We start from the raw sequence: 18,481 nt of genomic DNA on the forward strand, positions 1-18,481 counted from the left end.
CGCGCGGATGCCGCGACCAGCGACCAGTGCCACCGTGGAGACATGAGCAGCGACCGACAGGACCGTCCCGCCACCCGCCACCGCCGACCCGACGGCGTCTCCGACGACACCGTCGAGGCGCTCGGCAAGCTCAGCGAGGCCCTCGAGGCCGTCGAGGAGGCGCGCGGCTCGCTGTACGCCTTCCACCGGTTGTCCGGGCATGCCGACCTGCAGGCCGGCGAGGCCGCCGACCTCCTGCGCGACGCCGGCCACGGCGACCTCGCCGACCGCATCGAGTCCGAGCTGGTCGGACGCAACGTCATCGAGGGGCGCTGGACCTTCCAGCTCGTCGAGGAGTACGACGAGGGCTACTACGCGACCTTCAAGGACCTCGAGCGCGCCGCCCGCGACGGCCTGGTCGACGGTCGTCCGCACCTGTTCGAGGCGGAGATGAAGGAGGACCGGCGCACCCAGGGCCGACGCCACCACGAGGCCACGCCGGGCTGAGCGACTCAGCTCAGGCGCGCGTGCCGACGTAGATCGTCGCGGTCGACGTGCCCCCGGTGAGCGGGTTGTCGAACGTCGCCACGTGGGCCTCGGCCGTCGCGAACGCCTGACGCATCACGTCGACGAACGCGTCGTCCGGCGGCTCGTCGGACCAGAGCCCGAACACCCCGTCGTCGACGAGCATGCGTGCCGCGGCCCGCTGCCCCTCGACCGTGTAGAAGTCGCCGTGGTCGGTGCGCAGCAGCCAGTCGGGCGCGTGGTCGATGTCGACGAGCAGCACGTCGACCGGTCGTTCGAGACGACCCGTCCGCACGAGGTCGAAGAAGTCGTCGCGCACCAGGGTGGTGCGGGGGTCCGAGGCGAGCCCGCGCGTGTCGTCGAACAGCTCGTCGCGGTGCCAGCGGATCACCGCGTCGAGCGCGTCGACGACCACCAGCTCGACGACCCGGTCGTCGCGCAGTGCCTCGAACGCGGTGTAGCCGAGGCCGAGACCTCCGACCATGACCCGCAGCGACGAGCCCGCGGCCGCGCGGAGCCCGAGCTCGGCCAGGGCCCGCTCGCTCACCGTGAACTGGCTCGACATGAGGTAGTCGTCGCCGAGCTTGACCTCGTGCACGTCACGCTGCGTCACGAGGTCGAACCGGCGTCGCAGCACCACCAGGCCCCACGGCGTCTCCGCCCAGTCGAGCTCCTCGAACCTCGCCATCGTGCCCCTTCGTCACGGCTCGTTCCCGGGCCGACGGTAGCCGCCGGTAAGGTCGGGTCGATGTCCTCCCCCACCGTGCTCGCCGAGGCCGCCCGCCGTCGCACCTTCGCCGTGATCTCCCACCCCGACGCCGGCAAGTCGACGCTCACCGAGGCGCTCGCCCTGCACGCACGCGTGATCTCCGAGGCCGGCGCCACGCACGGCAAGGCCGGCCGCCGCGCCACCGTCTCGGACTGGATGGAGATGGAGAAGGAGCGCGGCATCTCGATCTCGTCCACCGCGCTGCAGTTCGAGCACCGCGGGCACGTGGTCAACCTGGTCGACACCCCCGGTCACGCCGACTTCTCCGAGGACACCTACCGCGTGCTGAGCGCGGTCGACTTCGCCGTCATGCTGCTCGACGGCGCGAAGGGCCTGGAGCCGCAGACGCTGAAGCTGTTCGACGTCTGCCACCGCAGCGGCATCCCGGTGATCACCGTCGTCAACAAGTGGGACCGCCCGGGCCTCGACCCGCTCGAGCTGCTCGACCAGATCCAGCAGCGCATCGACATCCGGCCCACGCCGCTCACCTGGCCGATCGGCATCGCGGGCGACTTCCGCGGCGTGCTCGACCGTCGGCTCGGGCACGCGGTCGAGTACGAGCGCACGTCGGGCGGCGCGACCATCGCCGGTGAGACGGTGCACTCCCCCGACGACGCGTCGACCGTCTTCGGCGACGCGTGGGAGGAGGCGGTCGGCGGGCACGAGCTGCTCGCCGCCGACGGCGCCGACCACGACCCCGAGGAGTTCCTCGCCGGACGCACCACGCCCGTGCTCTTCGCGGCGGCGGCGCTGAACTTCGGCGTCACGCAGCTGCTCGACGTGATGCTCGAGCTGGCGCCCGCACCGCGCCCCCGCCTCGACGCGCAGGGCGAGCCGCGCGCCGTCGACTCCCCCTTCAGCGCCTTCGTGTTCAAGATCCAGGCGGGCATGAACACCGCCCACCGCGACCACGTCGCCTTCGCCCGGATCTGCTCGGGCGTCTTCGAGCGCGGCGAGGTCGTGCAGCACACGCAGGGCGGGCGACCGTTCGCCACCAAGTACGCGCAGAACCTCTTCGGACGCGACCGCGAGACCACCGACCTCGCCTACCCCGGCGACGTGATCGGACTGGTCAACGCCTCCCAGCTCGGCATCGGCGACACCCTCTACCTCGGGCCGAAGGTCGAGTACCCGCCGATCCCGCAGTTCGCGCCCGAGCACTTCGCGACGATCAGCGCCCGCGACACGTCGCGGTTCAAGCAGTTCCGGCGCGGCATCGAGCAGCTCGACCGCGAGGGCGTCGTGCAGGTGCTCCGCTCGACGCTGCGCGGCGACCAGTCGCCGGTGCTCGCGGCCGTCGGGCCGATGCAGTTCGAGGTGGTCACCGACCGGCTGCAGCGCGAGTTCAACGCCGAGACCCGCCTCGACTTCCTGCCCTACACGCTGGCTCGACGCATCCAGCCCGCCGACCGCGAGACGCTCGCCGGCATCAACGGCGTCGAGACGTTCGAGCGCAGCGACGGCACGGCGCTCGCGGTGTTCAGCGACCGCTGGCGCCTGCAGTTCGTCTCGCGCCAGCACCCCGACATCACGTTCGAGTCGCTGTCGGCCGACGTCGACGACCGCGCGCCACTGTCCTGAGGGTCCGCCGGACCGGCACCCTCCGTCAGGAGCGCCGGTGCCAGGCAGGCCAGCGGTGCGGCTCGTCGGGGAGCTCCGCGGGGAACGGTGCCTTGTGGTTCCACCACCCGCCGTCGTGCCCGAGGGGACCCTCGATCCGTTGGTGGATCGTCCAGGCGGCGCTCCCGTCGCGCGCAGGGACCTCGCGCCACTCGCTCAGACGCCCCTCGACGATCGACAGCACCGTGTGCTCCAGGTCGTCGAGGAGGTCTGCCACGTCGTCGTCGCACGCGTCGCAGCCGCAGTCGGGCCAGATGTCCTCGAAACGGAAGCCCGCTGCGACCCTCGCGTCCGGCAGCGGTCCACCACCGATCTGCAGCCGCAGCACGGCTCCCCCGCCGGCAGGGGTCAGCACCGTCGTCGGTCGACCGTCGACCACGTCGTCGCGCCGCTCCACCTCGTAGGTGGCCACCAGGTGCTCGAGCAGCGCGCGAGCCACCGCGACGACCGGCTCGAACCGCTCGGGGTGGGCGCAGCGGCTGTAGGCCTCCTCAGGCGGGTCGCCCTGCAGGGTGCCATAGGGCACCGGACGACCCTCGTCGTCGAGGAACGTCGCGATCTCGACGTCGGGCCTGCGGTACGCGCTCACGACGGCTGATCCTGGCACGCGACCCGGGCGACGAGCACCTCATTTTCCGAGAGGCCCGGGCCGTCGGTCCCGGGCGCACCGCGACGTTCCGAGGACCTTGGTCCCTGGGGAGCGGGACTGCCCGTCCGTAGCCTGGTGCACGACACGAGGCCGGGTGGGCGGTGTCTCGCGCCAGGGGTCGAGACAGCGCGCGGTCGGCGCGGATCCGAGACCGCGCCGACCGTCGCCCCGCTGGGCCGTCGCCCAGGTCAGGCAGTCGCGTCAGGGACGCGACGCCGGGTTCAGGGTCGCTCGACCTCGCCGCGCCACGCGCCGGTCGGCTCGCCGCCGCGACGCTCGATGAACTCCTTGAACCGCTGGAGGTCACCACGGGTGCGTCGGTCGAGCAGGCCCGCCTTGTCGGCGACCTCCTCGACGAAGCCGTCGGGGTCGACGTCCATCTGCACCGTCACGCGTGTGGCGTGGTCCGAGAGCCGGTGGAACGTGACGACGCCGGCGTGCTCCGGCCCGCTGTCGGACGTCCACGCGACGCGCTCGTCGGGGTGCTGCTCGGTGACCGTCGCGTCGAACTCGCGCGTGACGGGTCCGACCTTGACCACCCAGTGCAGATGGGTGTCGTCGATCTGGTCGATGCGCTCGACGCCCTCCATGAAGGCCGGGAAGTCCTCGAACTGGGTCCACTGGTCGTACGCGGTGCGCACGTCGACGTCGACGTCGACGGACTCGGTGATCGTGCTCATGGGCTGTCCTCTCGCAGAAGGCTGTACCCATCAGTGCTACCCGTCCCGCGCGCCGTCGAAACGGCGCACGGGACGCGGATCAGCTCAAGATGCTGACGCCTCCCGGGCCGACGAGCAGCGCGACGACGATCAGCACCGCGCCCCAGAGGATGTCGCCGCGGATGATGCGCAGCACGCCGAAGATGCCGATCACGACGGCGGCGATCCACAGGATGGTGTCCCACATGATGGTGCTCCCTCCCGTCGGCCCCGGGTGGGCCGAACGTCCCGCCACCGTAGGACCGCGCCGCGCGGCTCGCACCTGGAGCGCGAGACGCTCCGCGCCGGCCGGGTGGGAGGATGACGGGATGCGCGCCATCGTCCTCGACGCCGTCCGCGCGGACCCCCAGGTCCGCGACGTCCCCGCCCCCACGGCACCGGCCGGCGGCGTCGTCGTGGAGGTCCGCGCGACCGGCCTGTGCCGCAGCGACTGGCACGCGTGGGCCGGGCACGAGGACCTCGTCTTCCCGCACGTCCCGGGGCACGAGCTGGCGGGAGTCGTCTCCGAGGTCGGCACCGGTGTCACCCGGTGGGCCGTGGGCGACCGCGTGACCACGCCGTTCGTGTGCGGCTGCGGCCGGTGCTCGTGGTGCCGTGGAGGCGACGCACAGGTGTGCCCCGACCAGCAGCAGCCCGGGTTCACGCACTGGGGCTCGTTCGCGCAGCACGTCGCGCTCCACGCCGCCGACACCAACCTCGTGGCGGTGCCCGACGACGTCGAGCTGGCCACCGCCGCGGCACTCGGCTGCCGGTTCGCGACCGCCTACCGCGCGCTGGTGGCACGGGCCCGCGTGGCGGCCGACGAGTGGGTCGTCGTGGTCGGGGCCGGCGGCGTCGGACTGAGCGCCGTGATGATCGCCCGGGCCCTCGGGGCGCGGGTGGTGGCCGTCGACCGCACGACCGCGGCGCTCGACGTCGCGCGTCGACTCGGCGCCGACCACACCCTGCTCGCCGGTGACGACGTCGAGGCCGCGGTCGCGGAGCTCACCGGCGGAGGCGCCCACGTGTCCGTCGACGCCGTCGGCAGCGAGGCGACCAGCGCGACGGCCCTCCTGAGCCTGCGCCGGCGTGGCCGTCTCGTGCAGGTCGGCCTGCTGCCCGGCGTCGAGGGGCACCCGCGGGTGCCGATGGAGCGCGCGATCGCGTGGGAGCTCGACCTGCTGGGCAGCCACGGCATGGCCGCCAGCGACTACCCGGAGATGATGACGCTCGTCGCCGAGGGGCGGCTGCGTCCGGACCTGCTGCTCGAGCGCACCGTCGACCTCGACACGGCCGCCGCGCTGCTGCCGACGTTCGACACCGCGACCGTCGCGGGCCTGACGATCATCGACCCCTGGCGCTGACTCAGCCGCTGCGGCGCTCCCACAGGAGCTGCGAGCCGGCCTCGGCGCCGACGTCGTGGACGCGCTGCAGGTTGCGCCCGCCCCGCTCGAACGTGGCGTGCACCGCTGAGGGCACCTCCGGCCACGGCACGGGGTCGTCCAGCCAACGGCAGTCGCGGACGTGCTGGAGGTCGAGCGTCGCCGCATCGGCCGACGGGTCGAAGTGCCAGTCGCCGGTCACCCGACCGAGCCACAGCTCGCCCGCGACGTCGCGGGTCCAGGCGAACGCGCCCCGCTCCACCGCCGCGAACCGACCGAGGCGCGCGGCCGTGCGGTCGCCGTGACGTCGTGCCACCTGCGCGACCGCGTCGTCGAGGTCCGCCGGCAGCTCTGGCAGCCGGCCGCCGACCCCGACGAGACCACGCCGCAGCGCGTGCGCGACGGCTGCGGCGTGGTCGACGTCGTCGTCACGCGAGCGCAGCGGCGCCCGCAGGACGACGACCATCGTGGGTCGGTTCCGTCAGCCGAGCACCGAGGAGGCGTCGACGTCGCCGTCGGCCGACTCGATGGCCTCGGCCAGGGCGGTCACGTGCGCGTCCTCGAGGCTCACGTCGGCCTCGTCGAGGCCCTTGCGCAGCTCGGTCTCGACGGTCCCCTCGGGAGCACCGTCCTGGTAGGCGCCGACGCGGTCGACGACGTTCTGGATCGCTTCGAGCTTCTCGGGAGTCAGATCAGTCATGACCGTGACGCTACGCAAGACCGGCCGATCCGCATCCCGATCAGTCGCGCCGGCGCCGAGGAGCCTCGCGCCTAGCGGACGCTGCAGTCGACCGACCCGGCGCGCTGCGCGGACGCGACGGTCCTGCCGTCGCGGCGGATCTCGCACGAGATCACCGTGGTCGGAGTCGCGGCCCGCGCGTCGATCCCGACGACCGACGCCCTCGAGGAGAACGTGATCGAGTCTCCCCTGTCCCACCTCCTGCGCTCCTGGTCGGCGTCCTTCCTGACGACCACGTCGACCGGTTCGGGCGAGTCGACCGTGAGCGTGTACGACGCGGACGTGCCCAGGGCGTCGGCTGCCAGCACGACGGCGACGGTGGCGACCGGGCTGAGGATCGACAGCGCGGACAGCACGACGGCGGCCACCCGGCTGGGTCGAGCGGCGGCTGCTGTCTCCCTGACCGCGAGCGCTAGCGCCACCAGGCCGAGCGCCACGGGGACGAGCAGCACGTCGAGACGTGACCACGACGAGAGCAGCCCGGCCACGAGGAAGACGAGACCGGCGACCGACAACGCCACGCTCGCCAGGCGCTGCCGTGACGCGGTGGGCGTCTGAGCGTCGGACATCGGCTTCTCCCTTCGAGGCGCGTCGAGCCTACGGCACTCGCCCGACCCGCCCCCGCGACGCCGCGCGCCCCGGGGTGGCAGAATCCTGCCACCCCGGTGGGCCCGGACCCTGGCGCAACCTGTTGGATGGGTCCACCCCCTCGACCGACGACCGGAAAGCACGTATGAGCCGCATCATCCGCAGGACCTTCGTCGCCGCCCCCGCCGACCTCGTGTGGGAGCTCCTCCAGGACTTCGCCCAGTGGCATCCGCGGCTGAGCATCTACTCCGGGGGCCCCGAGGCCGACGCCGACATCGTCGTCAGCGTGCAGAGCCAGGACGACGAGACCCGCACCCTCACCTACACGATGCCCGAGCCGCCGTTCCCCATCACCAACGACCGCGCGAGCGTGCAGGTGCAGGCGTTCTCCGACACCACGTGCCACGTCGAGTGGTCGGCGGAGTTCGAGTCCGACCCCGGCATCATCCACCTGCTCGAGGACCAGCTCGGCGACGACGTCTTCAAGCTCGCCCTCGACCGGCTCGCCACGGCCGCCCATGAGCGCCAGGCGGCCGACGTCGCCGCAGCGGCGAGCGCGTCGGCCTGACCGTCAGCCGACGTCGAGGTCGAGCAGGACGCGGGCGGTCGACGTCAGCGCCCCGCCGGCCTCGCCACGCTCGACGGCGGTGAGGTACCCGCGTCGTCGGGCCTCGGCGACCCGGTTCGTCCACGTTCCGGGGCTGCCGCCGTGCCGCTCCGCCATGCGCTTGGCCGGCGCCCGCTCGCCCCGCTCGACGAGCCGCGTGTACTCCAGCGCCACGGCGGCCATCGCGAGGTCGTCGCGGCCGAGTCGGCCCGACCGCTCCTCCAGCAGCCGGCCGACGGTCGTCCGCGGCTCGCTGCCCGGATCGACGCTGCGGGTCGCGAGCCGTCGAGCCTCCGAGACGACCGCCCCGAGCGGGAGGTCCCGCACGTCGGCGCCCTGGAACGACCGGTCCCCCGCGCCGCGCCGGACGACGAGCTCGCGCATCGCCCACTGCCGGTGGCTCCCCTCCCGGTGCAGCCGCACCCCCACCGACCAGTCCTCCGCCACCCGCATCGCCACCAGACGCTCACCGTCGTCCGTGACACCCACGGCGTGGTCGCGCGTGACCTCGTCCAGCAGCGCACCGAGCTCGTCCATCGGGACCCTCCGTCGAGTTGAGTGGTAGTGCGTCCACGCTAGCACTGGAGGGGAGTTTTTCGCCGCTGTGCTGGCTGCGGGGGGGTCTTGTCCTGCTGGTGCGCGGCCTGCCATGGTCGTGACCTTGCTGGTGCGCTGCCGCAGGCGGACTGGGATTGCTCGTGCGCTGCCGCAGCTCACGCTGGGAGTGGTCTCCGAAAGGGCCTCGACCGGCAGGGGGCCCGGGGGTGGCTTCGGGTCTCGGGGTCTGGCCTGAGCTCGCCTTTGGATCCACGATTCTTCGTTTCTGCGTTTTCGGGCCGAGATTCTGCGTTTGCGCGTCCTATCGGTGGATCTGCAACCGCAGGAGCGCTCTTGCGGTTGATGATCCACCGATGGCGGGCGTCGCGCGGGAAGGATTCTTCCTTCGCGTGGAACGGTCCACACCAAGGAAGAATCGTTCGTCACCCCAACGCAAAGTGCACTCAAGACTCTTCATTCACGCGTGCGAGGCCGAACGCTTCTGGTTGGGCTCAACCGGTTGTTGCAAGTAGCCCTTCGTTGAGGGTCTGGGCTGGAGTCTTCCATCCGAGGGTCTGGCGTGGGCGGGTGTTCAGGCGTAGGGCGATGGCGTCGCATTCGTCCTGGGTGACGTGGCGCAGGTCCGCACCCTTGGGCCAGTACTGGCGCAGGAGTCCGTTGGTGTTCTCGTTGCTGCCGCGCTGCCAGGGCGAGTGGGGGTCGCAGAAGTAGACGGGCATGCCGGTGGCGATGGTGAACTGGGCGTGTTGGGCCATCTCGCGGCCCTGGTCCCAGGTCAGGGACTTGCGCAGCTCCAACGGGAGCCGGGCGATGATCGCGGTCAGCTGCTCGCGGGTATCGGCCGCGGTGCGCGAGGTGTTCAACGGCGCCAGGAGCACGAACCGGGATCGGCGTTCGACCAGCGTGATGATCTGGCCCTTGCCGATCCCGCCCAGCAGCAGGTCGCCCTCCCAATGGCCGGGCACGGCCCGATCATCTGCCTCAGCCGGCCGCGCGGAGATCGAGACCATGCCCTTGAGCTTGCCGATCTTCTCGCTACGGGTCTTCGTGCCGCGCGCGACCCGACCGGTGCGTAGATGCGCCGTCAGCTCCCTGCGCAGCTCGCCACGGGTCTGCACGAACAGCGACTGGTAGATCGTCTCGTGACTCACGCGCATAGCCTCATCGTCCGGATACAGGCTCGGCAACATGGCGGCGATCTGCTGTGGTGACCAGTCAGCCTCCAACAAGCCAGCGACCACCGCAGCAAGCTCGCCCACCACCTTGCACGGCTTGGGTCGACAAGCCCGCCGCCGCGCCAACCGCTGCGCCTTGGACGCCCGATAACGGGCAGGCCGACCGATCAGCACCACACCGGCACGCGACGAACGCGGACCACCACCACGACGCACCTCACGCGAGATCGTCGCCGGCGAACGACCCAGCACCGCAGCGATCTGGCCCTGCGTCAGACCAGCCTCCAAACCACGCTCGATCACCCACCGCTCACCCTCGACCAGACGAGAACCAGGCATACCCACCTCCAGTAGTCACATCGTCTTGCAACTACCGGTTGAGACCACCCTGCGTTCACGACGGGATCCCGTCGCCAACGCAGAATCTTGCGCCCCACCCCAGCACCAACCCACAGCCCGAGACCCCAGACCAGCGCCGCCGCCAGCCGCCCGGTCGAGGCCCTTTCGAAGACCATCCCCAGCGAAGGCCGAGGCAGCGCAGCAGCACGGCGAGACCCCCTACGGCAGCGCACCAGCGAGGTGCGACCCCCCGCGTCAGCGCAGCGGCAAGCACAGACCCCTGCGGCAGCGCAGCGGCAAGGTCACCACGTCACCCCGAGTGGCTGTCCCACTTCTCGAAGCCGAGGACGATGAGGCGCATCTCGCGGCGGGCCTTGCGCTTGATCTCCTCCTCCAGGTCGGGGCGGCCGTCGGGCATCTGCACGACCTGCTCTGCGCGGTAGACCATGTTGCGGACGAAGAGGCCCGACGCGAGCTTGACGTCCTCGGCCGACCACGTGTCGAGGTGCGGGAGGCGGGCAAGGACGACGGCGAGCTCGGAGATGAACAGCTCGAGCTCGCGCTGGATGGCCTGGCGGACGGCCTCGGAGCCGCTGTTGCGCTCGCGGGCGACGAAGCCGAAGTGGGCCTTGTTCTGCTTGACGACGCGGACGAGGATCTCGGCGGACGCGTCGATGATGTCGGCGAAGGTCTCGGGGTCGCGCTGCGCGTCACGGATCATCGCGCGCAGGGTGCCGAAGGACTGCTCGACGAGCGCCAGCCCGAGCTCGTCCATCGCGGCGAAGTGGCGGTAGAAGGCGGTGGGCACGACGCCGGCCTGCCGTGCGACCTGGCGCAGGCTGGTCTGGGCGAAGCCCTGGGTCTGGCTGAGCTCGAGGGCGGCCGCGAGGATCGCCTCGCGCGTCCGCTCCTTCTGAGCCTGACGCGACGTGTCGGCCCGCGCAGCGGACGGCGACGGACTTCCGGACACGTGGGGAGTCTAGTGGCCCTTGACCCCACCCCACTCGGTGAACACGTGTTCGCGTGCCGGACGTCACGACCGGCGCGTCTTGCCGCGGCCTGCTTCATCGCGCCACACTTTGAGTGTACGCTCGTGCACTGAACTACTCGCCGACCGAAGGAGACACGCGATGGGCCTCGTCCGCACCGCACTCTCGTCGCGGGCCGTCGCGTCCCTGACCTCGCCGCACTCGGTCGACCACTACCTCGACCAGCTGCACCCGATGCTCACGGTCGACGCCGTCCGCGCACGGGTCGTCGAGGTACGACGCGAGACCGGCGCCGCCAGCACGGTCGTCCTGCGGCCCAACGGCGCGTGGAAGGGCTTCGTCCCCGGCCAGCACGTCCAGTTCGGCATCGAGGTCGACGGCACCCGCAAGGTGCGCGTGTTCTCGGTGTCCAGCTCCCGCGCCCTGCGCGACGGCACCTTCAGCGTGTCGGTCAAGGCCCACCCCGACGGCTACGTCTCCCAGTTCCTGCACCGCGAGCTCCAGCCCCGCACGATCGTCTACCTCTCCCAGGCCGAGGGCGAGTTCGTGCTGCCGGACGAGGTGCCCGACGACCTCGTGCTGCTGAGCGGGGGCTCCGGCATCACGCCGGTCATGTCGATGGCGCGCACGCTGCGCGATCGCGGCCACCGCGGACGCGTCACGTTCCTGCACTACGCCCGCTCCCGCGACGACGAGATGTTCACGCCCGAGCTCGACCGGCTCGCCGAGGAGCTGCCGGGCGCCGTCGTGCACCGCGTCTACACGCGCGAGCCCGAGGCGGGCGCCGCGCTCGAGGGTCGGTTCACCGCCGACCACCTCGACCACCTCGACGTCGACCCGACGTCGTCGCCCACCTGGTGCTGCGGCCCAGCCGGCCTGATCGCCGCGGTCCGCGACGTCTACGCCGAGCGTGGTGCGACCGAGCAGCTCCACACCGAGTACTTCAAGGTGCCCTCCGTCGACCTCACGGCCGCCGACGCCACGGGCACCCTCAGCTTCGACGCCTCGGGCACGACCGCCGAGAACTCCGGCGCCACCATCCTCGAGCAGGCCGAGGCCGCCGGCCTGGCGCCCGAGTACGGCTGCCGGATGGGCGTCTGCAACACCTGCGCCGTCAAGAAGCTCAGCGGCGCCGTCCGCCACGTCGTCACCGGCGAGGTCGGCGCCAACACCGACGAGACCATCAAGGTCTGCGTCCAGGTCCCTGTCGGCGACGTCAGCGTCGCACTCTAGGAAGAGGGAGTTCCATGTCTCGCAAGCGCACCCCCATCGCGCCCTACAGCGCGTCGGACCACAACGAGGCGCCCGCACCGCTCGTGGGCACCGACCGCACCAAGCAGTCGACCATCGGGCTCGAGTACATGAGCTACGAGGAGCTCGAGCGCTTCGGCGAGGAGCTCGACGGCATCCGCCAGAAGACGCTCGACTCGCTCGGCCAGGCCGACGCCGACTACATCCGCCGCGTCATCCGGGTGCAGCAGGTGTGCGAGGTGCTGGGCCGCATCGGCATCCTCACGCCGTTCTTCTGGCCGACGTTCGTCGCCGGCATCGTGCTCCTCGGCCTCTCCAAGATCCTCGAGAACATGGAGATCGGCCACAACGTCATGCACGGCCAGTACGACTGGATGAACGACCCGCTGGTCGACGGCAAGCGCTACGAGTGGGACAACGTGGCCCCCGCGCAGGACTGGAAGCACGGCCACAACTTCATCCACCACACGTACACCAACATCCACGGCAAGGACCGCGACATCGGCTACGGCCTGCTGCGGATCGACGACGACCAGCCCTGGTACCCGAACCACCGGTTCAACCTGCCGCTCGCGTTCGCGCTGATGCTGTTCTTCGAGTGGGGCGTGATGTACCACGGCCTCGAGCTCGACGAGTACCTCGGCGGCAAGATGAGTAAGAAGGAGTTCCGCGACCGCAAGAGCCGCGCGGCCCGCAAGGCCCGTCGTCAGGTCGTGAAGGACTACGTCGCCTACCCCGCCATCGCACTCGCCCTCGTGCCCTTCGTCGGCTGGTGGGCCCCGCTGGCCGTCATGGGCGCGAACTTCGCCGCCAACCTGATCCGCAACATCTGGACCTTCCTCATCATCTTCTGCGGCCACTTCCCGGCCGAGGTGCAGACGTTCGCCGAGGAGGACGCCGAGAACGAGTCGCGCGGCCAGTGGTACCTGCGCCAGCTGCTCGGGTCGGCGAACATCAGCGGCAGCCGCACGTTCCACGTGCTCAGCGGCAACCTGAGCCACCAGATCGAGCACCACCTGTTCCCGGACATCCCGGCCCGTCGCTACCCCGAGGTCGCGCAGGAGATCCGCGCGATCTGCGAGCGCCACGGCCTGCAGTACAACAGCGGCCGACTGAGCAAGCAGCTCGCGAGCGTCGCCCGTCAGCTCGCGTCGTACGCCCGCAAGCCCGACGACCCGTACAAGCAGGGCAAGAGCCCGGAGTCCAAGGCGCTGCGTCGCGCCAAGCGCGAGGCTGCCGCCGCGGCCCAGGCTGAGCGCGAGAACGTCGCCGCCTGACGCGACCCTGCCCCAGCACGACCCCGCCGACGCCCCGGTCCAGCCCCGGGGCGTCGGCGTGCACGCACCAGGTGGTGCGCCACAATGGTGGCTGCCGACCGACCGCACGACCCCCGAGGAGACGGCCATGGCGCTGAGCCGCCGAGAGATCGCCAAGGACGCCGTCCAGCAGGGCGTGGAGGCTGCGATCACGACCGGCGGTCGGATCAGCGCGATCCTCTTCGACACCGCCCGCCGGGTCACGACGGAGCTGGGTGCGTTCGGCGCGGAGCTGTTCGAGATCACCGAGGCCAGCAAGCGCGCCGGCGAGGACCCCGACCCCACCGATCGCGTCACACCGACCCATCCGCAGGACCGGTGAGGGCGAATCCCTCACATGACCACCTCTTCGACGTCCGCGACCGGCAACCGGCCCCGGGTCGCCGTCATCGGGTCCGGCGTCTCCGGCCTCACCGCCGCCTACGTGCTGCGCACGACCCACGACGTCACGCTCTTCGAGGCCGACGACCGCATCGGCGGCCACGCCCACACCCACGACGTCGAGGCTGACGGGACGACGCACCACGTCGACAGCGGCTTCATCGTGCACAACGACCGGACCTACCCGTTGCTGCGTCGGCTGTTCGCCGAGCTCGACGTCGCCGTGCACCCGACCGAGATGTCGATGAGCATCCACTGCGACGGCTGCGGCCTCGAGTACGCGGGCGGTCGCAAGCTGCCCGGCCTGTTCGCGCAGCGTCGCCGCATCGTCGACCCGACCTACCTGCGCCTGCTCACGTCGGTGAAGCGCTTCCAGCGCGCCGCCCTGGCGCTGCTGGACAGCGAGCCCGACGACGCCGAGCCGCAGACGTACGGCGACTTCCTGCGCCTGCACGGCTTCTCCGACCACTTCGTCGCGCACTACGCGATCCCGGTAGTGGCCTGCGTCTGGTCGTCCGGCCAGGACACCGCGCTGCAGTACCCCGCGCGCTACCTGTTCGCCTTCCTGCGCCACCACGGCTTCCTGTCCGTCACGGGCTCGCCGCAGTGGTTCACGGTGCAGGGCGGCTCGAACGCCTACACCCGCAAGGTGGTCGACGCGATCGGCGACGTCCGCGCCTCGACGGCGGTCCGCGCCGTCTCCCGCAAGCCCGACGGCGTCGTCGTGCTCGACGCGTCCGGCCAGGAGCACGTCGTCGACTCGGTCGTGATCGCCACGCACGCCGACGACGCCCTCGCCCTGCTCACCGACGCCACCGACGCCGAGCGTCGCGTGCTGGGCGCGTTCGAGTACTCGCGCAACGAGACGGTCCTGCACCAGGACGCCAGCGTGCTGCCCGACGCCGAGGGCGCCCGGGCGTCATGGAACTACCGCATGGACTCCTGCGAGGGCCGCGGCGAGGCCACCGACGTGACCTACTGGATGAACCTCCTGCAGGGCATCGAGAGCAGTCGTCCGTACCTCGTGAGCCTGAACTCCACCGACCGTGTCGACCCGACGACGGTGATCGCCACGATGCAGTACACGCACCCGGTCTACACACCGGCGTCCGTCGCGGCCCAGCGCGAGCTGCCCGGGCTGTCCGACGGCCGCACCGCGTTCGCCGGTGCGTACCACGGCTGGGGGTTCCACGAGGACGGCTGCCGCTCCGGCGTCGAGGCCGCCCGTTCCCTCGGAGCGACCTGGTGACCACCGCCGACGTCGAGCGCGACGTCGCGGACGAGGAGGAGCAGGGACGTCTGCCCGTGCTGCCCGCGCTCGTGGTCGGCGACGTCGCCCACACCCGACGCGTGCCGCTGAAGCACCGCTTCCGCTACCGCGTCTACCAGTGGCTCGTCGACGTCGACGACCTCCCGCGGATGCCGCGCTGGCTGCGCCCGTTCTCGACCTTCCGCGCCGCCGACCACATCGGCGACCCCGACCGCTCGCTCCGCGAGAACATCGAGGCGTTCTGCCGGGCGCAGGGCCTCGACGTCGGCGGTCGCCGGATCGTCATGCTCGCGAACGCCCGCACCCTGGGCCACGTGTTCGACCCGCTCTCGGTGTTCTGGATCCTCGACGGCGAGCGCACCGAGGCGATCGTCGCGGAGGTGCACAACACCTACGGCGAGCGGCACGCGTACCTGCTGCAGCCCGACGAGAAGGGCCGCACCTCCACGGAGAAGGCGTTCTACGTCTCGCCGTTCTTCACGGTGGCCGGACGCTACGACCTGCAGTTCCGGCTCCAGCCCGACGCCGTCGCGAGCACGGTGGTGCTGCGCCAGTCGCCCTCCGACGAGGGCTCCCCCGCCTCCCGTCCCGACGAGGCCGTCTTCACCGCGACGTTCCGCGGCCGGCCGCTGCCCGCCACGCGACGTCGGCTGGTGCGGCTCCTCGTGACGATGCCCCTCATGACCCATCGGACCAGCCTGCTGATCCGAATCCACGGTGTGTGGCTCTGGCTGCGCCGACTCCCGGTCGTCCCGCGACCGCATCACGAACCCCAGGAAGGCACGACCCGATGACCGACGTACTCGCCACCCGCTGGCCCGGCATCGCGCAGACCCCGCGCACCCCGTTCAAGGCACGCGTCGCCAAGGCGATCCTCCGCCCCGCCGTGTCCAGCACGCCCGTGCGTCTGACGTTCCCCGACGGCACCGTGTGGGGGGCAGGCGAGCCCGGTGCCCCCGAGATGGAGGTGCGCCGCCCGGCAGCCTTCTTCAGCCGGCTCGGCCACGACACCAAGATCGGCTTCGGCGAGGCCTACATGGCCGGCGACTGGACCACCGGTCCCGGCACCGACCTCGCCGACCTGCTCACGCCGTTCGCGGAGCGGCTGACGACGATCGTGCCCCCGTCGCTGCAGAGGCTGCGCGGCCTCGTCGACCGGCAGCTGCCGCAGCACGAGCGGAACACCAAGGAGGGCTCGCGCTCGAACATCGAGCGGCACTACGACCTCTCCAACGATCTCTTCGAGCGCTTCCTCGACCCGACGATGACGTACTCGTCTGCCTGGTTCGCGTCTTCCGAGGAGTCGCTCGAGCAGGCGCAGTACCGCAAGCTCGACGGGATCCTCGACCAGGCGGGCGTCACCGAGGGCACCCGCGTGCTCGAGATCGGCAGCGGCTGGGGGTCGCTCGCGATCCGTGCCGCGCAGCGTGGCGCGCAGGTCGTCACGATCACCATCTCCTCGGAGCAGGCCGCCCTCGCCCAGGAGCGGTTCGAGGCCGCCGGCGTCGCCGACCGCATCGAGCTGCGCCTGCAGGACTACCGCGACGTCACCGGCGAGTTCGACGCCGTCGTGAGCTGCGAGATGATCGAGGCCGTCGGCGAGGAGTACTGGCCGACGTACTTCGCCAAGATCGACGAGGTGCTCGCTCCCGGCGGCCGCGTGTCGATCCAGGCGATCACGATGGCGCACCACCGCTACCTCGCGACGCGCAACTCCTACGGCTGGATCCAGAAGTACATCTTCCCGGGCGGCCTGATCCCGTCGCTCGAGGCGATCGACGAGAACCTCGCCGCGCACACGCACGGGCTCGCGGTGACCGACCGACGCAGCCTCGGGCAGGACTACGCCCAGACGCTGCGCCTGTGGCGCGAGCGCTTCGAGGCGAACTGGGAGGAGATCGCCACCTTCGGCTTCGACGAGACCTTCCGTCGGCTCTGGGAGTTCTACCTCGCCTACTGCGAGGCCGGCTTCGGTGTGGGCTACATCGACGTGTTCCAGCTGCGCATGGAGCGCCCTGCCTGACGGTGGACCCGAGCGGTGGCCCCTGGTGCCCGTGTGACGGATGCGACCCATCCGTAGACGGCGTGGCGTCGAACTCCCAGTGACGGAAGCGTCCGTCACGTCGAACAGGAGGGGCCATGGCGAGCACCAGCCGACTCCCGGACCCGATCCAGGAGTCCTACGAGTGGCAGCACCGCGGAGCGTGCCGCGGTGTGGATCCGGAGACGTTCTTCTCCCCCGAGACAGAGCGTGGTCCGCGTCGACGCAGCCGCGAGGCGGTGGCGAAGGCGCTCTGCGCCCGCTGCCCCGTGGTGGCCGAGTGCCTCGACCACGCCCTCACGGTGCGTGAGCCGTTCGGTGTGTGGGGCGGGCTCAACCAGACCGAGCGCGAGCACCTGCTCCGCGACGCGGGGTGAGCTGGGCCGGTTGAGCTGGGCGGGACGGCCCGCTCAGAGCTCGTCGCGACGCGGCCACGGGTTGACCCGACAGCCGTGCAACCCCTTCGACTGCTGCTGCATGATCGGCGCCGCCTGACCCCGACCCGGGCAGCTCAGGTGCCCGCGCCCCAGGAAGTGCCCGACCTCGTGGTTGACGACCATGTGGCGGTAGTCGCGCACCGACCCCCTGGCCGAGCGCCACACACGCGTGGTGTGCACCCAGCGGTCCTCGTTGATGATCACGTTGCGGCCGACGCGGCAGCTGTAGAGCACGCTGCACTCGGTCGAGTACGACGTGAGGCGCGAGGCCCGCGCGAGCACGAGCGTGAAGTCTCCGCCTGAGCGCACCTCGCGGAACCGGACGCCGGCTCCAGGCCAGCCGCGGGCGTCGGCGAGGGTCTGTGCAGCCTGCCGACGGAAGGTGGCCAGGCTCGACCGCGACCCGTCGGAGCGGACGGAGTAGGTGAGAGTGCGGCGCGCGTCGCGGCGGTGCCGCACGGGTGCGGTGACCGCGGTGGCCGAGGCGGTGCGGTGGTACGCCTTCGAGACCGTCACGCGGACGCGGAGCCGGTGGCCCACGTCGGCCGGCGCGATGGCGTACCGGCGCTGCGTGGCGCCACGGATGACCGTGCGGTCGCGGTACCACTGGTAGCGCTTCGTCAGGCCGCTGCTGCTCCAGCGTCCGGCCGAGGCCTGGAGCACCTGGCCGTAGCGTCGGGTGCCGGCGATCCGCGGCGCGGTCCGCACCGTGAGCGGCGCGGTGGCGACCGCGGTCGTCGGACCGGTGGTCGTGGTGGCCGGCTCGAGACCGTCGGCGCTGGCGACCACGCGGACCGCGACGCGGCGGCCCACGTCGGCCCCCACGAGCCGGTACGTGGCAGCCGTCGCACCGCGGATCGGGGCACCGTCGCGCAGCCACTGACGGGTGACCCGTGCCGTCCCGGGCTCGTAGCGTCCGGTCGTCGAGGTCAGCGTGGACCCGTAGCGCGCGGTGCCGGTGACCACGGGCGGCTCGACGACCTGCACCGCGGTGGCCGGCGTCGGCTGGGTCGGGGTGGGCCCGGTGGGGTTCGGGGCCGTGGGGGTCGGCTCGTCGGCCGACGCAGGGCCGGCCGCGACGAGCAGCCCGACGGCCAGCACCGTGCTCGTCACAAGGGACGAGGCGCGTCGACCGCGGCGGAGGATCGGTCCAGTCGACGTCATCGCG

At 71.5% G+C, this 18,481-nt stretch carries 22 protein-coding genes; 11 read left to right on the top strand and 11 right to left on the bottom strand.

Going from position 1 to position 18,481, the window contains the following annotated elements; all coding sequences use genetic code 11:
- Positions 1-42: 42 nt before the first annotated feature.
- Positions 43-486, top strand: coding sequence for a hypothetical protein (locus Aeryth_RS10955; protein ID WP_067858465.1), 444 nt, complete (start codon positions 43-45; stop codon positions 484-486).
- A 10-nt stretch (positions 487-496) separates the two neighbouring features.
- Here Aeryth_RS10955 and Aeryth_RS10960 read toward each other — a convergent pair whose 3' ends face one another.
- On the bottom strand, positions 497-1,192 hold the full coding sequence (locus tag Aeryth_RS10960) for a polyamine aminopropyltransferase (RefSeq protein WP_067858468.1): 696 nt from the start codon (positions 1,190-1,192) through the stop codon (positions 497-499).
- Between the two features lie 60 nt (positions 1,193-1,252).
- Between Aeryth_RS10960 and Aeryth_RS10965 the strand changes: the two genes are divergently transcribed.
- The gene (locus Aeryth_RS10965; RefSeq protein ID WP_067858471.1) at positions 1,253-2,854 is read left to right on the top strand and encodes a peptide chain release factor 3; all 1,602 of its coding nucleotides are present in this window, start codon (positions 1,253-1,255) and stop codon (positions 2,852-2,854) included.
- 25 nt (positions 2,855-2,879) lie between these two features.
- On the opposite strand, the gene Aeryth_RS10970 is transcribed toward Aeryth_RS10965, so the two are convergent.
- From Aeryth_RS10970 to Aeryth_RS18070, 3 genes are all read right to left on the bottom strand, one after another.
- A complete protein-coding gene (locus tag Aeryth_RS10970) occupies positions 2,880-3,482 on the bottom strand; it encodes a DUF6226 family protein (protein ID WP_067858473.1) in 603 nt (200 codons plus the stop codon).
- Positions 3,483-3,763: 281 nt separating this feature from the next.
- Positions 3,764-4,222 (bottom strand): SRPBCC family protein, encoded by a 459-nt coding sequence (locus tag Aeryth_RS10975; protein WP_067858476.1) that lies wholly within the window; start codon positions 4,220-4,222, stop codon positions 3,764-3,766.
- Between the two features lie 79 nt (positions 4,223-4,301).
- Positions 4,302-4,448 carry a GPGG-motif small membrane protein gene (locus Aeryth_RS18070; protein ID WP_169795972.1) on the bottom strand — a complete coding sequence of 49 codons (147 nt, stop codon included), beginning with the start codon at positions 4,446-4,448 and terminating at the stop codon, positions 4,302-4,304.
- 121 nt (positions 4,449-4,569) lie between these two features.
- Between Aeryth_RS18070 and Aeryth_RS10980 the strand changes: the two genes are divergently transcribed.
- Complete coding sequence (locus Aeryth_RS10980; protein WP_067858479.1) at positions 4,570-5,604, top strand: zinc-binding dehydrogenase; 1,035 nt, start codon at positions 4,570-4,572, stop codon at positions 5,602-5,604.
- A gap of 1 nt (position 5,605) precedes the next feature.
- Here Aeryth_RS10980 and Aeryth_RS10985 read toward each other — a convergent pair whose 3' ends face one another.
- From Aeryth_RS10985 to Aeryth_RS10995, 3 genes are all read right to left on the bottom strand, one after another.
- Positions 5,606-6,088, bottom strand: a complete 483-nt coding sequence (locus Aeryth_RS10985; protein WP_067858481.1) for a hypothetical protein — start codon at positions 6,086-6,088, stop codon at positions 5,606-5,608.
- A gap of 15 nt (positions 6,089-6,103) precedes the next feature.
- On the bottom strand, positions 6,104-6,322 hold the full coding sequence (locus Aeryth_RS10990; RefSeq protein WP_067858483.1) for a hypothetical protein: 219 nt from the start codon (positions 6,320-6,322) through the stop codon (positions 6,104-6,106).
- A gap of 71 nt (positions 6,323-6,393) precedes the next feature.
- On the bottom strand, positions 6,394-6,930 hold the full coding sequence (locus tag Aeryth_RS10995; RefSeq protein WP_067858486.1) for a hypothetical protein: 537 nt from the start codon (positions 6,928-6,930) through the stop codon (positions 6,394-6,396).
- A 164-nt stretch (positions 6,931-7,094) separates the two neighbouring features.
- On the opposite strand from Aeryth_RS10995, the gene Aeryth_RS11000 reads away from it, so the two are divergent.
- Positions 7,095-7,517, top strand: a complete 423-nt coding sequence (locus Aeryth_RS11000) for an SRPBCC family protein (protein ID WP_067858489.1) — start codon at positions 7,095-7,097, stop codon at positions 7,515-7,517.
- Between the two features lie 3 nt (positions 7,518-7,520).
- Here Aeryth_RS11000 and Aeryth_RS11005 read toward each other — a convergent pair whose 3' ends face one another.
- The 3 genes from Aeryth_RS11005 to Aeryth_RS11015 all read right to left on the bottom strand — a co-directional run bounded on the left by Aeryth_RS11005 (position 7,521) and on the right by Aeryth_RS11015 (position 10,598).
- Positions 7,521-8,093, bottom strand: a complete 573-nt coding sequence (locus Aeryth_RS11005; protein WP_067858492.1) for a hypothetical protein — start codon at positions 8,091-8,093, stop codon at positions 7,521-7,523.
- 512 nt (positions 8,094-8,605) lie between these two features.
- Positions 8,606-9,628 carry an IS30 family transposase gene (locus Aeryth_RS11010; protein ID WP_067854539.1) on the bottom strand — a complete coding sequence of 341 codons (1,023 nt, stop codon included), beginning with the start codon at positions 9,626-9,628 and terminating at the stop codon, positions 8,606-8,608.
- Between the two features lie 310 nt (positions 9,629-9,938).
- Positions 9,939-10,598: a TetR family transcriptional regulator gene (locus Aeryth_RS11015; protein ID WP_067858495.1), complete on the bottom strand. Its 660-nt coding sequence runs from the start codon at positions 10,596-10,598 to the stop codon at positions 9,939-9,941.
- Positions 10,599-10,758: 160 nt separating this feature from the next.
- On the opposite strand from Aeryth_RS11015, the gene Aeryth_RS11020 reads away from it, so the two are divergent.
- The 7 genes from Aeryth_RS11020 to Aeryth_RS11050 all read left to right on the top strand — a co-directional run bounded on the left by Aeryth_RS11020 (position 10,759) and on the right by Aeryth_RS11050 (position 17,253).
- Positions 10,759-11,850 (top strand): ferredoxin reductase, encoded by a 1,092-nt coding sequence (locus Aeryth_RS11020; protein ID WP_067858497.1) that lies wholly within the window; start codon positions 10,759-10,761, stop codon positions 11,848-11,850.
- A gap of 14 nt (positions 11,851-11,864) precedes the next feature.
- Positions 11,865-13,145 (top strand): fatty acid desaturase family protein, encoded by a 1,281-nt coding sequence (locus Aeryth_RS11025; RefSeq protein ID WP_083516402.1) that lies wholly within the window; start codon positions 11,865-11,867, stop codon positions 13,143-13,145.
- A 127-nt stretch (positions 13,146-13,272) separates the two neighbouring features.
- On the top strand, positions 13,273-13,506 hold the full coding sequence (locus Aeryth_RS11030; protein ID WP_067858500.1) for a hypothetical protein: 234 nt from the start codon (positions 13,273-13,275) through the stop codon (positions 13,504-13,506).
- A gap of 15 nt (positions 13,507-13,521) precedes the next feature.
- Positions 13,522-14,814, top strand: coding sequence for an NAD(P)/FAD-dependent oxidoreductase (locus Aeryth_RS11035; protein WP_067858503.1), 1,293 nt, complete (start codon positions 13,522-13,524; stop codon positions 14,812-14,814).
- Positions 14,811-15,629, top strand: coding sequence for a DUF1365 domain-containing protein (locus Aeryth_RS11040; RefSeq protein WP_236749724.1), 819 nt, complete (start codon positions 14,811-14,813; stop codon positions 15,627-15,629). The genes Aeryth_RS11035 and Aeryth_RS11040 overlap by 4 nt, the downstream gene beginning before the upstream one ends.
- Positions 15,626-16,858 (top strand): SAM-dependent methyltransferase, encoded by a 1,233-nt coding sequence (locus Aeryth_RS11045; RefSeq protein WP_067858506.1) that lies wholly within the window; start codon positions 15,626-15,628, stop codon positions 16,856-16,858. Before Aeryth_RS11040 ends, Aeryth_RS11045 begins: the two co-directional genes overlap by 4 nt.
- Before the next feature lie 116 nt (positions 16,859-16,974).
- Positions 16,975-17,253, top strand: coding sequence for a WhiB family transcriptional regulator (locus Aeryth_RS11050; protein WP_067858509.1), 279 nt, complete (start codon positions 16,975-16,977; stop codon positions 17,251-17,253).
- Between the two features lie 33 nt (positions 17,254-17,286).
- Here the strand turns inward: Aeryth_RS11050 and Aeryth_RS11055 are convergent, their stop codons facing one another.
- On the bottom strand, positions 17,287-18,477 hold the full coding sequence (locus tag Aeryth_RS11055) for a DUF3152 domain-containing protein (RefSeq protein ID WP_144433755.1): 1,191 nt from the start codon (positions 18,475-18,477) through the stop codon (positions 17,287-17,289).
- Between the last annotated feature and the right edge of the window lie 4 nt (positions 18,478-18,481).

It is taken from the genome of Aeromicrobium erythreum (genome assembly GCF_001509405.1).
GTDB classification, from domain to species: Bacteria; Actinomycetota; Actinomycetes; order Propionibacteriales; family Nocardioidaceae; genus Aeromicrobium; species Aeromicrobium erythreum.